At 59.6% G+C, this 16,900-nt stretch carries 11 protein-coding genes; 1 reads left to right on the plus strand and 10 read right to left on the minus strand.

Annotated features, from left to right (window positions below; all coding sequences use genetic code 11):
• Positions 1-8 precede the first annotated feature (8 nt).
• A complete protein-coding gene (locus tag P2T68_RS31240) occupies positions 9-956 on the plus strand; it encodes a LysR family transcriptional regulator (protein WP_277378726.1) in 948 nt (315 codons plus the stop codon).
• Between the two features lie 237 nt (positions 957-1,193).
• Here the strand turns inward: P2T68_RS31240 and hxsC are convergent, their stop codons facing one another.
• From hxsC to recC, 10 genes are all read right to left on the minus strand, one after another.
• Positions 1,194-2,357 carry a His-Xaa-Ser system radical SAM maturase HxsC gene (gene hxsC, locus P2T68_RS31245; RefSeq protein WP_277378727.1) on the minus strand — a complete coding sequence of 388 codons (1,164 nt, stop codon included), beginning with the start codon at positions 2,355-2,357 and terminating at the stop codon, positions 1,194-1,196.
• On the minus strand, positions 2,351-3,808 hold the full coding sequence (gene hxsB / locus P2T68_RS31250) for a His-Xaa-Ser system radical SAM maturase HxsB (protein ID WP_277378728.1): 1,458 nt from the start codon (positions 3,806-3,808) through the stop codon (positions 2,351-2,353). The genes hxsC and hxsB overlap by 7 nt, the downstream gene beginning before the upstream one ends.
• On the minus strand, positions 3,801-4,103 hold the full coding sequence (gene hxsD, locus P2T68_RS31255; protein WP_277378729.1) for a His-Xaa-Ser system protein HxsD: 303 nt from the start codon (positions 4,101-4,103) through the stop codon (positions 3,801-3,803). Before hxsD ends, hxsB begins: the two co-directional genes overlap by 8 nt.
• Positions 4,103-4,387 (minus strand): His-Xaa-Ser repeat protein HxsA2, encoded by a 285-nt coding sequence (gene hxsA2, locus P2T68_RS31260; RefSeq protein WP_154847724.1) that lies wholly within the window; start codon positions 4,385-4,387, stop codon positions 4,103-4,105. The genes hxsD and hxsA2 overlap by 1 nt, the downstream gene beginning before the upstream one ends.
• A gap of 755 nt (positions 4,388-5,142) precedes the next feature.
• Positions 5,143-5,634, minus strand: coding sequence for an OmpA family protein (locus tag P2T68_RS31265; RefSeq protein ID WP_024077397.1), 492 nt, complete (start codon positions 5,632-5,634; stop codon positions 5,143-5,145).
• 4 nt (positions 5,635-5,638) lie between these two features.
• On the minus strand, positions 5,639-6,901 hold the full coding sequence (locus P2T68_RS31270) for a diguanylate cyclase (protein ID WP_277378730.1): 1,263 nt from the start codon (positions 6,899-6,901) through the stop codon (positions 5,639-5,641).
• Positions 6,898-7,464 (minus strand): YfiR family protein, encoded by a 567-nt coding sequence (locus P2T68_RS31275; RefSeq protein ID WP_024077399.1) that lies wholly within the window; start codon positions 7,462-7,464, stop codon positions 6,898-6,900. Before P2T68_RS31275 ends, P2T68_RS31270 begins: the two co-directional genes overlap by 4 nt.
• 141 nt (positions 7,465-7,605) lie before the next feature.
• Positions 7,606-9,675, minus strand: coding sequence for an exodeoxyribonuclease V subunit alpha (recD, locus tag P2T68_RS31280; protein WP_069077015.1), 2,070 nt, complete (start codon positions 9,673-9,675; stop codon positions 7,606-7,608).
• Positions 9,672-13,346, minus strand: coding sequence for an exodeoxyribonuclease V subunit beta (gene recB, locus P2T68_RS31285; RefSeq protein WP_277378731.1), 3,675 nt, complete (start codon positions 13,344-13,346; stop codon positions 9,672-9,674). Before recB ends, recD begins: the two co-directional genes overlap by 4 nt.
• Positions 13,343-16,795 carry an exodeoxyribonuclease V subunit gamma gene (recC, locus tag P2T68_RS31290; protein WP_277378732.1) on the minus strand — a complete coding sequence of 1,151 codons (3,453 nt, stop codon included), beginning with the start codon at positions 16,793-16,795 and terminating at the stop codon, positions 13,343-13,345. The genes recB and recC overlap by 4 nt, the downstream gene beginning before the upstream one ends.
• Between the last annotated feature and the right edge of the window lie 105 nt (positions 16,796-16,900).

Genomic DNA, 16,900 nt, shown 5'->3' on the forward strand with positions numbered 1-16,900 from the left:
GGTCCAATATGCAAAAAAACATCACATCACTGGGCTCCCTGAACTGGGATGACCTGAAGTTTTTTCTCGAGGTGGCCCGCACCCGCAAGGCCAGCGTCGCCGCCAAGCGCCTGGCGGTGGACTACACCACCGTGTCGCGACGCATCAGCTCATTGGAAGTGTCGCTCGGCACCCTGCTGTTCGAAAAATCCCGGACCAGCGGTTTCGTACTCACCCCCGAAGGCCAGCGTTTGCTGGGCTACGCCGAGTCCATCGAAAGTACCCTGCACATGGCCTGCGAGCAGGTATCCGGCTCCGGCGTGGCGTTGTCCGGCCATGTGCGCATGGGCTGCACCGAAGGCTTCGGCAGCTTTTTCGTCACCCCGCAGTTGAGCCACTTCGTCGACACGTATCCGGCGATTTCGGTGGACATCCTGCCCCTGCCCCACTTCATCAGCCTGTCCAAGCGCGAAGCCGACATCGTCATCGCCCTGGAGCGCCCGGAACATGGGCCGTACGTGTGCTGCAAGTTGTGCGACTACAAACTGCAGCTGTACGCGACCCAGGAATACCTCGACCAACACCCGCCCATCCAACGCCCGGCAGATTTGGCCGAGCATCCGTTTATCAGCTATGTGGATGACCTGGCGTTCAGCTCAGAGCTGCTCTACCTGGCAAACGTCGTACCGGGCGCCAGCGCCAGCTTGCGCAGTACCAGCGTGATCGCCCAGTACGTGGCGGCGCAGCAAGGGCGATCGATGGCGATATTGCCGTGTTTTCTGGCGGCACAGGACCCGCGCTTACTGCCGGTGCTGGGGGAGCAGATTGCGATTACGCGGCAGTTTTGGATGTATTGCAGAGAAGACCTTAGAAAGCTCAAAAGAATCACTCTGTTATGGGACTACATCAGAGAGGTGACTGAGCTTAATAGCCCGATATTGCTGGGACAATCCAGGATCCTACAGTTCATCGACTGATGACTTAAGGGAGGCTCAGCCCTTTAAGCAACTCAGCTAGAACGTCAACTGGAGCGGGGGAAATCCAGATCGTCGCGTGGCGCGCGTTATCCGAGGTCGACTTTTCTGGCAGTCAGCGCAGGGACTAGGAAATGCTCCAGTCGTCCTCTCAATGACAAAACATACCCAAAAATTGCCTGCGCAAATGCTAAGAGTAAGCCAGTTGCTTGCATCGAGGACGTTGGGCGGCAGCCAAATTCAGAATGGGGTTAGGTGCTTGCTGTAGCCGAATTTAACACCTGATGCGAAAAAGCCCCCGCACTCTCGCTGTTTTGTGCAGCTCTGGCACTCAGGCGCGTACTCATTCTTCCAGTCGCTGATTGACTTGCGGTAGTAGGGCTGAATGTCCGGATTTACCAAGCACAGCTGATGGTTATAGACCGAGATATTCATACCGTATTTGGCCAGAATGCCAACCGATTTGCTGAGCGTGTCTTTGTACTCGACCGGGTCGATCCACAGCTCATCAAGATTGGCCCTGGTGAAGCCCATCATCTCAAGGCCCATCAGCGCCACATGGTCAACAAACAGCAGATTGCGTGCGATGAACTCACACAGTTCAGGCAAGCGCTGCACCGATAGTTTGTGAATGACAACTCGGATCTCAACCTTCTGACCCAAGCGCTTCAGATTGAGGATGCCCTGAATGGTTTCATCGAACGCGCCTTGGGCCTGGACGATGTAGTCATGCAGCGTCGGATCGTCTGAATAGACAGGGATTCCGATCATCGCGTCGGGTAATTCAATCCGCGCATACTTCTCAGCGAACGCTGGGTCTTTGAAGCTGCGCCCGTTCGAGAGAATATGGATTGCGGTTCTCGGCAGATAACTTTTTGTCAGGCTGATGATCTTAAGGAAGCGCTCCCGATTGGTCGTCGGCTCGCCCCCAGTAAACCCCAGCTCGCGGGTATCTTTTGGAATAAGCGGAATCAGACTCTCGATTTCGTCAAGTATCCACGAGTCATCAGCTGCCTTAGGCGGTTGTGAACACATAAGACAGTAATGATTGCATTGCTCGGTGACCAGGATGCTGTTGTGCGGCGACGATGCTCGAAACAGCACGCTAATGCTCTGACGATCAGCTGAAAGCCGGATAATGTCACCATCACCGATGTAGCTGTAGTCATTCGGTAGGAGCGAGTAATCAGAGTCGGAAGGCAGTACCTCAACCAACTGTCGATGTTTCTCAAGCAGAAGGTAGTGCGCGAATCCTCGGGGAATCTCCTGACCGGAAACCAAGTAAGCTATTTCCCGTCGCAAGACTTCTGGCAAATTCCGGCTGGTCGACACCTTGAGCAAAGTAAGGTCCCTATGAACATCAACCGCATGGATGCGGATAATCTTTCCGCCGAGTTTCAGCATCGGTTGGCCCAACCCATAAAAATCCGTTTTGTTTGCTCATCACTTCCCATCAGCTCAATGAGATGCTTGAAAATCGCCATATTTCGCTTGCAAAAAGAGGACTCAGGTTTTCTTGCTACAACGTCTTTGTGAATGGCGTGATGGTAGACAGGCTCCGCTCCACAGTAAGGTTCAAATGCACAGTCAGAGCACATTGGAGCGCTTAAGGTGAAAGAGTTTTCCAGTGCATCCAGAAGCTGATCAGAGAGGATAATCTCCTCATATGAGTGTTCAAGAATGCTGCCCAGACGGAACGTATGATCTCCCATTTCGGCAAGCATACGGCTTTCATCTGAGGCGTAGACCGATCCGTCGTAGTTGAACACGATGGCTGCGATACCAGCACCGGCAGGGTTCATCAAATCAACGAACCCAGGGTCCCCTGATGTCAGCATTTTTGTCAGCACGAGCGAAGAATATTGCTCTACAAATCGTATGCCGGACTTGTTTAGCTCAATGATGTACTCAAGGCCCTCCTTGTAAAATTCCAGCCAGCGCTCCGTGTCATACGACATGAATTTTTTGGTCTTGATCGCAAAGCCGTAAGGAGAGAGCGTACGGAGGAAGATGCCATCAAAGCCCAGGCGCAAGTATTCATCAATGATGTCGCGTGCTCGCGGCAGGCTCTTATCTGTGGTTGTCATCAGGGCTGACACTTGGTCATAGCCGAGAGCTGCACGGGCTTTCTTCAAGCCTTCCTCGAAACGCTGATGACTATCTCTGCCCGGGCGTGGGCGATTTGCATTATGCAGATCCATTGGCCCGTCGAGCGAAGATGAAAGAACGATGTTGTGCTGCTTACAGAAGTCGAGCACGTCATCGGTCAGTAGCGAAAGCGTAGTCGCAATGACGAACTGCAGGTCACGTCCGTCCTTGACGTTACGTTTTTTTGCCTCAAGAACAACGTACCTCACCATCTCGAAGTTCAGCAGCGGCTCTCCCCCCTGAAATTCAATTTTGATGGCGGGATTGGGAGACATAAAGACGAAATCCAACGACTTGTCTGCCATCTCTGTGGTCATATCGAATTCGCCTTTGCTCTCCGACTGCCTTGAAACCTGGCAATACGGGCAGCTATGGTCACACCGAAGAGTCACTACAAAGATATGCAGATTGGTGAACTCGGCCAGCCTGGACAATCGCGTACGAATTTTGAGAGCCAGAAGCTGAAGTGGCGCTTGCTCATTGGTGAAGCGAATGAACTGCTTGGATCGAAGAGTAGGGATCAGCTCTGACGTGAGCGGAAGCGTCTTGCTAATGATCGGTTCAAGCATCGGCACCGGTATGACATGAAATTCGCCTGCCATGTTGGTAATGACGTACTCGTCGTCATTCAGACGGTCGAACTTAAAGGGCAGCAACTCGTAGGGACGTTGCTGCGCGTAGAACTCCAGCTTTTGGAATTTACTCACTAATCAGTCCGGTTTTTGAAAAGGCCAGTCCGAGTATCAGGTTCTTGATCGGTTGCGTCTCAACTGCCAGTCTGTGGCGAAGCTGATAATCGAGCGCATCCTTCTTGAACTCTTGAACCGCAGACAGAAAGGACTGCTCGTCCACGCCGATATTCGATGACAAAGCGCAGACAAACTGCCCCCCTTCAGGTGTGATCTCAACCGTCAGGGCATTGATCGATCGATATGCAGCTTTCTGCAAAACCTGTGCGTCATAAAGCCGCTCATCAAAAAGGAGCTTATGAGAGAAATCCATTATCGACCCGAATAGTGGGAGCTGTGAGAACTGTGCGAAGAGTGGGAGCTATGGGAGCTGTGATAAGCCATCATCTGCCCTTGGTCCCCGCGTTTGAGAACAAAGGCGAACAGATCGTTGCCACCACGAACCGAAAGGTTCTCGCTTTGGGCTTCAGCTTGAAATGTGTTCTTGGCTTCCGAGCTGGGCTCGACAACTTCATAAGTAGTTAAAGCGGAAGCCTGTTCGGTAGCAACGGCTGCAGCCAGAGTGGCCAGGGGAACCAGAAAGGAGCGCTTTTTCATTGCAGATATCCCTATCGATGTGATGGTTATTCGCTTCAGTGTCGGTGCCCCGCGCCGATGATGTCAATATGGAATCGACTAATGGCCTTTTACTCATCCACAATCCGACAACCGATACCCTTCTGATTTCTGACTGTTGAACGCGGGCTATAAGTTGAGAAAACGCTCAGAGCGAAAATGATGCTAATACCAACACCTGACAGGCTCTCCAACTGAGCCACGATTTGAACACCACAGTTTCAGAGCGCCTCAGCCACCTGCTTGCCGACCATTAAGGCACTACCAGCCCTACGCAAGTCATAGCTGATCGACCCCGACTAAATGCCCAATGCGCTCCTCAGCAGTGACCCCAACCGGCGCTCCAGAACCGTAAGTGTCAAACGTTATGGTTCCCGAGGCGTGCCCCGTAACGGCCTAAGCGTGAACAGTAGGAACGCCCTTCACCTGCATCAGCGAAGCCAAGGAATGACGGAGCTAGTGGAAGGTAGGCCCGCTAAGTGATCATCGCCAAGAGCATGAGGGATCGCTTGTCAGTTGGACCAGTCCCCTGCTGTCTTGTACCCGAGACAAGGGAGATCAGATTCGCCAGTCAGCAAGCCTGCAAGGACTCAGGTGGGCAAATCCTAACGAGGTCTGAGAGGGTTGCTCCCGATAGCCATGTGTCAGCCCGTCCCTCGGGTTCTGTCACTCCGCTATCGGGGGCAAGCCCCCTCCCACACGTTGATTGCATTTCAGATTAACGCGGGTGAAGCCATTCAATCCGCGATCACCACGATCGACACCCGACGATTCTCGGTACGTCCCGCCGCCGTGTCGTTGGACGCCACCGGCTCGCTGCTGCCCAGGCCGCGCAATTGGATGTTTTGTTCTTTCATGCCCACGCCGGTCAGCACGGTCGCCACGCTTTTGGCACGGCGCAGGGACAGTTGCTGGTTGTAGGTTTCCTTGCCCGAGGCGTCGGTATGGCCGTCGATGCGCACACGTTCGATGCCGACGCCCAGCAGGGCCTTGCCGATGCGTTGGACGATCTCAGTGCTGGCGGGGTTGAGGCTCTCGACGTCGCTGCCAAACAGGACTTTGCCGGACAGTCCAAACGCCCAGCCTTCGTCGGTCAGTGCGAAGCCTTGTTGCTTGAGCACGGCGATCTGCGCCGGGGTCAGCCCTTTGGGTGGGGCGGTCTGGCACCCACTCAGGGCCAGCAGCGCCACGAACAAGGTGATAAACAGAACGCGTACAGTCGAGAACAAGGGACTAACTCCTGTGATGAACATTGACGGCGGGGCGCTCCGGCTCCGCTGTTTGCTGGCCGCCCTGGGACAAGCGCTTGGCCTGGTACATCGCCGCGTCGGCGGCGTTGAGCAGGGCACCTGGGGTGGCGCCATGCTCGGGATAAATGGCGATGCCGATACTGAGTGAGGTCAAGACCTGGGTATTGCCCGGTACCGGGATCGGTATGTCCATGCTGGCAATGATTTTATCGGCGATGCGCTCGGCGTCTTCCAGCTTGTGCAGCGGCGAGAGCAGGATAGCGAACTCATCGCCGCCCAGGCGTGCCACCAGGTCGTCCTCACGCAATTGCGCACGCACACGCTTGGCGACGGCCACAAGCACGGCATCACCTGCGGCATGCCCAAAGCTGTCATTGATCTCTTTGAAGCGGTCACTGTCGAGGTAAAGCACTGCCACCTGTTCCTTGCTCTTGGCCGCACTGCGCAGCGCACGAATCAGGCGGCCCTCAAAGAATGCCCGGTTGGGCAAGCCGGTCAGGCTGTCGTGGTTGGCCTGGTGGGCAAGGGTTTCGTTTTCGCTTTGCAGGTGGGACTGCCAGGCCTCCATCTCGCCGAGCAGGGCATTGAAGTCGTTGCCCAAACTGTCAAGTTCGGCGATTTGTGCCGGTGGCACGCGGCGGTCGAAGTCGCGCTCCATACGGGCGGCGTGTGCCACTGCCGCGAGGCTGTGCAATGGACCGGTAATGCCCCGTAACAGGCGCCGTGCCAAATGCAGGGCGACCCAAGCGCTCAGCACGGTGCAAATCAAGATCCCGGCCAGACCGCTGAGCAGGAAACGCAACAGGCTACCGCCATGACCCGTCAGGTGAATGCTGCCAACGGTTCGCCCCTGGTGGATGATGGGTTGGCTGATGGGCTGTTCAAGCAGGGCGTGGGCCAGTTGCAGCTCGACCTTGGACAACATCCCTGTTTCCGGGCGTACCCACTGCGCCAACAGCCTGCCGTTGGCGTTGAAGACTTCAGCCTGGGCCACCTCTTCGGTGGACGCGATCAGGCTAAGGGCTTCGGTCGCCGCCGTGCTGTCGTTGAACACCACTGCGGCTTCTACGGTGTAGTTGATCGAGCGCGCGATCAAATGCAGGTTGTGCTCAGCGTACACTCGCAGCGCCAGCACACCGAGCAGGGTCAGCGACACACTGGCCAGGATCACCGCCACCAATGCCAGGATCAAGTGCCCCCTGCCAATCACGGAGCGCAGGGTCGGGCGTACTTTGACGGCTGTCATGGCGCGGCTGCTCGGCGGCGGGACAGTTGCAGCACACTGGGGTGAATGCGCACGCCGCTGCGTGCAACGGAGTCGAGGTTGACCTCGAACGACACCTGCTCGTCCTCCACTCGCAAACAGAACAGGCTGCCCACGGTGCACTGGTCGCCCCCCTCGCTGATGCTGAGCACCGGGTGGCCGCTGAGCGAGGCAAACAATTGGCTGCGTTCATCGGCGCTGAGTTTGCCGATGTACACGGCGTCGCAGGCATTGACGATATCGGGATGGTCGGCCAACAGCCGCCGCACCACTACCGGACGGCCGGTGGCCTGGGTGGTGCCCTTGACCAGGTCGTCGGTGTATTGGGTCGGCCCGACGATGCACAGGCGCAGTTGCGCGGGCTCCACCGGCCAGCGTGCGTAACTGAGGATGCCGAGCACCACCTGGGTGACCGCCTCGGCGCGTTGATCCGCCGGACTGGGAGCCTGGGCAAAGGCCTGCGGGGCGAGCACGCACAGAAGCGCCACAAGTAACAGGCGTCTCCAGTTGAAACGACGCTCTGTGGGCGAGACGGCCACGTTCATGCAGCGATTCTCTAAGGTGTTTTCGGGGTGATGCCGCAACGATAGCATAGCGGCGGAAAATCCCGCGAAGAGGGGCCTTCGCGGGGGTGGCTATTTTTTCAGAAAACTCAAACGTCTGAATCAGAAATATTGCATGACCTATCAGTCAGTTTTTTCAGCCTCGTGCCCCAGTTCCAGCATCAACCCACTCAAGCGCTTGACCTTGCGTCGCACGGCTTCCTCAAACACGCCGCCGCGGGGTTCGATCAAGCTGAACCAACGCTTGGCGCGGGTGATGCCGGTGTAGATCAGCTCTTTGGTGAGCACCGGGTTGAGTGCCTCGGGCAGGATCAAGGCGGTGTGAGTGAATTCAGAGCCCTGGGATTTGTGCACGGTCATGGCATACACGGTTTCCACATCGTTCAGGCGGCTGGGTAGTACAAAACGCACACCGCCCTGGCCATCGTTCCGTGGGAAGGCGACACGCAGTACCTGAGGGCCACCGTCGCTTTCGGGCAGTTTCAGGGCAATGCCAATATCGCCGTTCATCAGGCCCAGGCCATAGTCATTACGGGTCATAAGTACCGGGCGGCCTTCGTACCATTGCTCGTCACCTTCGATCAGCCGCACTTTGCGCAAGGCGGCGGTGATGCGCAGGTTCAGCCCCTCCACTCCCCAGGGGCCTTTACGCACGGCACATAGCAACTGGAAGGCGTCGAAGGCTTGCAGCAGTTGCTGCGCCCAGTGGGTCCAGGCGTGATCTTCCCGCGGGGTGTCGAAGGACGGGCGCGCCGATTGCAGCAGGTTCAGATAATAGCGATAGCCTTCGGCGCCATCGCCCTGCCCGTCCAGCACCAGCCGCTCCAGAGCGTGGTCGTGCTCACCTTTGAGGCTGACGCAGAATAGGTCGTTGTGGCTGCGGGCGGCCAACAGCTGGCGGGCCTCTTCGGCGTTTTGCTGGTTGACCCAGCGCGCCAGTTGGCCAATACCGCTGCCTTCGCCAAAGCGTCGCGAGTAACGCAGCATCACCACTTGCTGGGCCAGGGGATGGTCGCCATCGAGGTCTTCCTGCAAGCCACTGGCGCTGAGGTCCTCGCCGCTGACGGCTTGCAACCATTGGCGGGTTTCTGGGCTGTACCAGCCAGCCTCGGCGTCGCGGCACAGGTCACCGAGGACGGCGCCGGCCTCCACCGAGGCGAGCTGGTCCTTGTCGCCCAACAACACCAGGCGCGCATGGGGCGGCAATGCGTCGAGCAGGTTGGCCATCATTTCCAGGTCGATCATCGAGGCCTCGTCCACCACCAATACATCAAGCGGCAGCGGGTTGCCCTGGTGATGACGGAAATGCCGCGTGCCCGGTCGACTGCCGAGCAAGCGGTGAACCGTGGTGACCTGGGTCGGGATTTTTTCCCGCACGCTGTCAGGCACTTTCAGTGACAGCACTTGTTGGCTGATCGATTCGGTCAAACGTGCGGCCGCCTTGCCGGTAGGCGCAGCCAAGCGAATGCGCAGGGGCGTGCCGCTTTCCACGGCCGGCGCCTGCAACAAGGCCAGCAGACGCACCACGGTGGTGGTCTTGCCAGTGCCGGGGCCACCGGTAACGATGCTGAATGCACCACGGGTGGCCAGGGCGCAGGCAAGCTTTTGCCAGTCGATCATGCCTTCCGGCACGGGTTGGTCGAACAGGCCATTCAAGCGCTGGGGCAAATCGGCGGCAACGGTTTCTGCGGTCGCCAGACGCAGGCGCAGGGCCGTATCGATGCGCCGCTCGTAGGCCCAGTAGCGCCGCAGGTACAGGCGCTTGCCGGACAGCACCAACGGACGACTCTGCGCTGCCTCGCTGCCATCCACCGCGAGGGCGACCAGTGGACTCGCGGCCAGGGTATGGCACCAATGGGCACCGTCCAGGCCGTCGAGCAGTTGCGAAGGCAGCAACATGGCGCCGGCTTGCAGGTCGCCTTCGGGCGGCAATGACAGGGCGAAGTCCGGTGCCTTGAGGGTTTCGAACAGGTCCAGGCACACGTGACCATGGCCCAATTGGTGGCTGGTCAGCGCCGCCGCCAGCAACACCAGGGGATCGGCGTGCGGGTCGAGCTCGTACAGGAAACCGACAAAGGCTTTGTCCAACGCACGCAGCCAGCCGCGGTCAACCCAACGCTCCAGCAGTTGCACCAGGTCAGCGGCGCGGTTGAGGGGGGCCAACGCCTCCAGCGGTAACGACGACAGGCTCATAGCAACACTCCTTGTTCCCAGGCGGGTTCGGCCTTGGGCGGTATCGATTGACCTTGGAAGAGCAAATCCAGGCCCTCGATCAGCTCCCGTGGAGGACGGGTGAAGTACGCCCCCTGGCTGGCGGCCTGACTGCCGCGCAGGAACAGGTAGAGCGCGCCACCGACATGGCGGTCGTAGTCGTAGCCCGGCAGGCGCGCCTTGAGCTGGCGGTGCAGGGCCAGCAGGTACAGTACGTACTGCAAGTCATACCGATGTTCGAGGATCGACAGCTCCATGGCCGCCTGGGTGTAGGCGGAGTCGTCGGGGCCGAGCCAGTTGGATTTGTAATCCGCCACGTAGTAGCGGCCGTCATGCTCGAACGTCAGGTCGATAAAGCCTTTGAACATGCCATTGAGCAGGACCGGCTCGGCGGCAACCCGCGAGACACCGTTGTGGGTGTACTGGCACACCAGCTTATCGAGGGCGAGCACGTCGACTTTATGACTGGCGAACCAGAACTCCATTTCGACCTGGTATTGCTGCAGGCCGCTGAGCGTGACCTGGTCGTTGTGCAACGGCAGCGCTGTTTGCAACAGGTGGCTCAGCCAACCGCTGAGGGTGACGATCCAGCCTTCCCAGTTACGTCGATTGCAACGCGCGCCCACGGCTTTTTCGATCGCCTCCGACGTCACGTTGAAGCCCTCCTCGCCCGCCCACTCCAACAGGCCATGGAGGAAGGTCCCTGGATTCGGGCCACGTGGGAAACGGTGAATGTCGCCGCCGGACGCCGCCACTTCACGCGGTGCATCAGGGTCGAGACGTTCGTCGTCGAACAGCTTCTGGGCTTGTGGGCTTTCCGGCGCTTCGAGGCTGGCGGCGCTCATGCTGTCACCGATGCGCAAGGCGCTGTAGGAGGCGATCCACCAGTTTTCCGCCGCCTTGCGTTTGGGTAACAAGGGGGGGAGCAGCGTGGCTTCGTTGCGCGGCGGATGAAACACGCTGTCTTGCGCTTCGGGTACGTGGGTGTAGTGGATGGCGGGGCAGCCTTCCTGCAGATCCAGCAGCCAGCGCGCCAGGCCAGCAGATTCGCCCAGGGACGCGCCCGCGCCCAGCAAATAACCCAGCGCCGAAAGGTGCAGCACAGAGCTGCTGCTATTGCCGCGCTTGAGGTCAGCAATGCCCAGCCAGCAGGCGTGTTTGGCCCGGGTCAGGGCCACGTAGAACAAGCGCAGGTCTTCGGCCAGGCGCTCGTCATCGGCTTGGGCGATCAACGCGGCCGTCGGGCGCAGGCTGACCTGGGACTTGCCGTTTTCATCGTGGTAATGCAGCGGCAAGCGACTGCCATCCACCGGTTTGGCCGAACAGATAAATGGCAGGAATACCAGGTCGTATTCCAGCCCCTTGGACTTGTGGATGGTCACCACCTTGACCAGTTGCTCATCGCTTTCCAGGCGCAGGATCTGTTCTTCACCTGCTTGGCCGGAGAGCGCCAGGTGTTCGGCCAGATGGCGGATCAGGGCCTGTTCGCCGTCCAATTCAGACGCCGCTTGTTGCAACAACTCACTGAGGTGCAACAGGTTGGTCAGTACTCGCTCGCCATCGCTGCGGGCCATCAGGGTTTGCGGCAACTTGAAGTCATGGAGCAGGCGCCGCAGCATCGGCAGCACGCCCTGGGTACGCCAGATCGTACGGTAGCCGCGGAACTGCATGACGCGGCTTTCCCACGCAAGCTCGTCCTGGTTCAGACGTTCCAGTTCAGGCAGTGACAGGTTCAAGGTGACGCAGGCCAGCGCGGCGCGCAACGGACGCTCGACGTCGGGCTCGGCACAGGCCTTGAGCCAGGCCAACAGATCATGGGCTTCCTGGGCGGCGAACACGGAGTCCTTGTCGGACAGGTAGACACTGCGCACACCACGGGCGGCTAATTCGCCGCGCACGGCTTGGGCCTCCTTGCCGTCGCGCACCAGGATGGCGATAGCTGAAGGCAGCACGCCGTTAACGCTGCCGTCTTCTTGCAGGAAACCCGCGTGACCTTGCTGCCCAGCGTTGAGCAGTTCAACAATCTGCGTGGCGCAGGCGGCGGCAAGTTGCTGGCGATAAACCACGTTGGAAATCGGCTGATCGGTGGGCAGGTGCCAGAGCGTCATCGCCGGCAGCGTTTGGCCATCGACCTGCAATTGCTCCTTGCGCCCCTGGGACAACACCGGCTGGAACGGCACCGGGTTTTCGCCATCCGGCCCGCGGAACAGGAACGCGCCGCGGCCTTTTTCGGCGCGCTGGAACACATGGTTCACCGCCTCGACCATCGCATGGCTGGAGCGGAAGTTGGTGCCCAGGGTGTGATGACGACCAGTGGTGGATTGGCGGGCGCGCAGGTACGTGTAGATATCCGCGCCACGGAACGCGTAGATCGCCTGCTTGGGGTCGCCGATCAGGAACAGGCCACTGTCGAGGTGGTTTTCTTCGATGCGGTAGATGCTGTCGAAGATGCTGTATTGCACCGGGTCGGTGTCCTGAAACTCATCGATCAGGGCGACCGGAAACTGCTCGCGGATCACACTGGCAAGACGCTCGCCACCGTCTGATTGCAAGGCGGCATTGAGGCGGATCAGCATGTCGTCGAAGCCCATTTCGGCACGGCGGCGTTTTTCGTCTTCGAAGCGCTTGCCGACCCAGCCAGCGGCGTGTTGCAACACGGCGGCATCGGGGGTTGGCAACGCATCGAGGGCGGCTTTGAGGCCGACCATGGCGTCGATACCCGGGTGGTGCGGCGGATCCCCCTTCCAGGCTTCGGCCATGCCATCGGGGGTCAGACGCGTGAAGCCGGTGCCGATATCCAGTTGTTCGAGGGTTTCATCCGCGGCCCAGGCGCTGATTTTTTCGAACCAGGGTTCGAAGTAGCGGGCTTGCATCTTGCGACCATCGACGGCTTTGGCGGCGACGGCTTGCAGGCAGATGTCGCGCAACTCGGCGGCCCATTGTGGCCAGGGCGCTTTAAGCGCAACGAGGGCTGCTCGACGCTCTTGCAGGCAGGCGTTGATCAGTTCGGCGGGCTCACGATGCTCATCAGTGGGCCGCTCGCTGCCGAACAACGCACGTACTCGCGGCATCAGCGCGGCCGGCCCGCCCCAGTTGTTGCGCACCCAGTTGAGCGCATCGTCGTGCATCGGGTAGCAGAACAGCCGCCAATAGTCGCGCAGCACTTCGCCGAGCAGGTCGCTATGGTCGGTTTCCAGGGTCTGGGTGAACAGGCTGCCACTGTCGAACGCATGTTCGCGCAGCATGCGCTGGCACCAACTGTGGATGGTCGAGACCGCCGCTTCGTCCATCCATTGCGCGGCGATATCCAGGCGATTGGCACACGCGGGCCATTGTTCGGGCAGATAGTGTTCGCGCAGCTCGGCGATCAGCGCATCCGGTTGTTTGATTTCATCGCGGAAGAACCGCGCCGCTTCGGCCAGGCGGATACGGATGCGTTCGCGCAGCTCCTTGGTGGCGGCGTCGGTGAAGGTCACAACGAGGATTTGCGGGGGCAGCAGTTCGCGGCCGAAGCCTGACTCGTCACCACCGTGGCCGAGTACCAGGCGCAGGTACAGGGCGGAGATGGTGAAGGTCTTGCCGGTACCGGCACTGGCTTCGATCAACTGGCTGCCTTTTAGCGGGAATGCCAAGGCCAAGGGTTTGCTGCTCATGCGCCGACCTCCTCGCTGTTCAGGGATCGCCAAGGGGCGTTGAGAAAGGGCCGATACAAGGTTTCACACCACCCTTCGAATTCTTCGCTGGCCATCAGGGCGGCGTAGTCGGGGAACTGGCGGGTGAGCGCCGGGGTTTCGCGACGTTCGCCATCGGTGGTCAGGCCGTCACCTTCGTAGGCTTTGCTGGCGGCAGCGTGAGCTTTGGCCGGGTCGGTTTGGCCAAGCCAGGCGAAGGCGGTTTTGACCGCGATGGGCAAGGGTTTGCTCATGCCGATATGCCAGGCGAGCAACAGGTCGCCGAGGATGCCCTGGGCGCTGGATTTTTCCAGCGGAGCCAGCAACAGGGTGTCATCACTGGCCACCAACCCGGTGCTCAATGGCAGACCGCAGGCGCAGGCGACCACGTGATTGACCCATGGGCGAATCAGGCGGTGCCACTTGCGCGTCTTGATCGAACCGATGCTGTTGGGGATGGTGGTGACGCTTAACAACCCGCCATCACTGCGTCGATGCAGGCCGCTGATCCAGCCTTCCAGCTGAATACCCTGATGCTCGAAACTGATCGGTTCAGCACCGGTGTGCGGGGTTGGCCAGAGAGCTAGAAGCTGTTGGTAGCGGCGTAACAAGTCAGGCAAAGGTTCGATCAGTTCGTTACGCAGGCGCTCGCCGAACCCGACCATCGGCAGCAGGCCACTGCCTTGCAGGCGCAGTGCCTGGGCGTTGAGGGCCTGGTCGAAGTGATCGGGCTGGCTTAATGCGGCATTGAGCAGGCTGTCGCTCAGACTGTAGCGTTGCAGTGCGTCAAGAACGAAGGGTTCTTCATCGGCCAACGGGACTTCGGCGGCTTCGAAAAAAACTTTCAGCCGTTGGCTGAAGAAATGTTTGACCGGGTTGCGAAGGAAGTCCTGCAGTTGGCCCAGGCTCAGGGGCTCTTCCTGTCGATGGGCCGCCAATGCCGCCGTGTCAGGGGTGGCCTCCGCGGCCTCGTGCAGCAGTTGCCACTCACGGGCGTAGCTGAACAACGGGTCACCTTCGTGAAAATACCGGGCGCTAAAGGGCTGGAGCGGATGTTCCTGGGTCATCGCCTCAATAAGTGGCTGTGCAATATTGGCGTTATGCCAGCCACTGGCGATGTGGTCGCGCAGTTGGCCAATCAACACCGATGCCGGGCGATCGCTATTGTCGCGGATGCTGCGCCCGACCCAACTGATGTAGAGCTGGTCGCGCGCGGACAGTAGGGCTTCAAGCAGCAGGTAGCGGTCATCTTCGCGGCGTGAACGGTCGCCAGGGCGATAATCGCTGCCCATCAAGTCGAAATCCAATGGCGGTTGCGCGCGCGGGTAGTCACCGTCGTTCATACCGAGCAGGCAGACGAGCTTGAATGGGATCGCGCGCATGGGCATCAGGGTACAAAAATTGACAGCTCCGGCGAGAAAGCGCTGTGAAAGGCGGCCCTGATCCAGACCGGCCAGCCATGCCTCACGAACGACAGTGAGCGGTAACTCGTCCTGCAGGCCCACGGACTCACAGGTTTCCAGCCAGGTTTCCCGCAGCTGTTCAAGCTGGCCCAGCAGGTAGTCGTCGTGCTCGCTGCCAGGCAGGAAGAATAGTTGCATCAAGCGTTGTAGACGCTCGCCCCATGCTTGAGGAGCAGCAGGTTGAGACAAGGCTTGATGGGCATCGCTCAGGGCATCGAGCAAGGCCACCAGTGGGCCAATCAAGGCAGCGTCGAGGCCGCCGATTTCGTCATAAGGCTCGATACCGTCGCAAGCGGTGCCGGTGCCGACGGCGTAGCCCAGGAGCATGCGGCGCAGGCCGAAGCGCCAACTGTTTTGCTCCAGCTCATGGGGTAGACCCAGGCCGGCGCGTTGCTCGGCGTTGAGTCCCCAACGGATACCGGCCCCTTCGATCCAGCGGTGCAATGTGGGCAGGTCGCGTTCTTTGATAGCGAAACGTTCACGCAGGGCCGGGACGTCGAGCAGGTCGAGAATCTCGCTGACGGGGAAGCGGCTGTCTGGCAACTTGAGCAGATGCTCGACGGCGATCAACAACGGGTCGCGGCCGCGTTGTCCTTGGTCGGTGAGGGTGAAGGGGATGAAGCGTGGATCACTTCGTTCCAACTGGCCGAATACGGCGCGAATGTGCGGCGCGTAGCTGTCGACGTCGGGGACCATGACGATGATGTCCCGAGGACGTAGGGTGGGATCGGCGCTGAAGCGTTGAAGCAGTTGGTCGTGGAGAATTTCCACTTCGCGCTGGGCGCTATGAGCGATATGGAAGCGGATTGACGTGTCACGCTGCAGGTCGACGGCGGGCCAGAGATCGCGGGTTTCATTGAGCGGGCGCAGTTCGAGGATGTCGTCCTGGAGCTGGTTGAGCAATGTGGTGGGCTCGGTCTCGCTGAACAGGTCGATTCGGCCATCGCGGAAGGCGGCTCGGTAACTGTTGGGATCATCGTAACTGTCCAACAGGCTGATGTAGTCGCGGCCTTGTTTGCCCCATGCGGCCAGTAATGGATGGGCATGTTGGTGCAGGGACTGCGGGTCGATGGTCACCGGCATACCGGCCTTGCGCGCCTGGCGTTTGTATTCGTTACGCAGCAAGTCTTTGTCAGCGACGATGTCAGACCAATGATGGCGGCAGGGGTTATGCACGCACAGCAGGACCTGGCTGAAGCGGGCCAGGCCGGCAAGGGCTTCCAGTGCCTGCGCAGGCAAGGATGAAATGCCGAAAACAATGACTCGGGAAGGCAGGCCTGGGGGGGCTTGTTTCAGGCTATTGATGCGCTCGATAAATCGCTGGTGGACGCCGGCACGGCTTTGGGCCATGCCCTCCTCCCCGACATCCAACAGCAGCGCGCGCCATAATTCGGCTTGCCAGCAGTTGGCCGGGTTCAGGGGTTTGGTTTCACCGCGACCATTACGTAACTGATGACGGCCCGCGGCCCAATCTTCCAGCCAGTCAGCACGGTAGACCTGATACTGGTCGAACAGGTCGGCCAGACGTTCGGCGAGTTGGTAGCGTTTACGCAGGTCCGTGTCGTGAGTCAGGAAGCGTTGCAGGGGCTCGAAGTGCGGTTGATCAATGAGCTCCGGGAGCAGGCGCATCAGGCGCCAGGTCAGCGGGGCTTTGTCGAGCAGGGACTTGGGCGGAATTTCGTCACGGCCAAGGACCATCCGATAAAGTTGCCACATGAAGCTACCCGGCAGTTGCACATCAATGGCCGCCGCGATGCCGCAGCCCCCCATATCGTCATCTTCCGGATCTTCAGCCAGGGCCAATTTGAGCCATTGGGCGATGCCATTGCTTTGCACCAAGGCGATTTCGTTTTCCAAGGGTGCCAGTGGATATCGTCGCATCCAACTGACCACCAGGCTGCGCAGTTCGTCCAGGCGGTTGCCGTGAACCACCATGAATCCAGCGCTGAGGGACGTCGAGTCCGGCATAACGGCTTCCTTGGGAAAAGCAAAAATCGAGGGAGGGACTTTAGCACTGTGGGCAAATATTGGCGGTATCGGGATGCAAGAAGCGGGGGGTTTGGAGTGGGTTCG

It is taken from the genome of Pseudomonas sp. G11, assembly GCF_029457515.1.
GTDB classification, from domain to species: Bacteria; Pseudomonadota; Gammaproteobacteria; order Pseudomonadales; family Pseudomonadaceae; genus Aquipseudomonas; species Aquipseudomonas gorinensis.

What these genes read in the sequence shown, in the direction of transcription:
- hxsD (WP_277378729.1), bottom strand. Translation starts at nt 4,103, where the DNA reads ATGGATTTCTCTCATAAGCTCCTTTTTGATGAGCGGCTTTATGACGCA.
- recB (WP_277378731.1), bottom strand. Translation starts at nt 13,346, where the DNA reads ATGAGCAGCAAACCCTTGGCCTTGGCATTCCCGCTAAAAGGCAGCCAG.
- recD (WP_069077015.1), bottom strand. Translation starts at nt 9,675, where the DNA reads ATGAGCCTGTCGTCGTTACCGCTGGAGGCGTTGGCCCCCCTCAACCGC.
- hxsC (WP_277378727.1), bottom strand. Translation starts at nt 2,357, where the DNA reads ATGCTGAAACTCGGCGGAAAGATTATCCGCATCCATGCGGTTGATGTT.
- P2T68_RS31275 (WP_024077399.1), bottom strand. Translation starts at nt 7,464, where the DNA reads ATGAACGTGGCCGTCTCGCCCACAGAGCGTCGTTTCAACTGGAGACGC.
- hxsA2 (WP_154847724.1), bottom strand. Translation starts at nt 4,387, where the DNA reads ATGAAAAAGCGCTCCTTTCTGGTTCCCCTGGCCACTCTGGCTGCAGCC.
- P2T68_RS31270 (WP_277378730.1), bottom strand. Translation starts at nt 6,901, where the DNA reads ATGACAGCCGTCAAAGTACGCCCGACCCTGCGCTCCGTGATTGGCAGG.
- recC (WP_277378732.1), bottom strand. Translation starts at nt 16,795, where the DNA reads ATGCCGGACTCGACGTCCCTCAGCGCTGGATTCATGGTGGTTCACGGC.
- P2T68_RS31240 (WP_277378726.1), top strand. Translation starts at nt 9, where the DNA reads ATGCAAAAAAACATCACATCACTGGGCTCCCTGAACTGGGATGACCTG.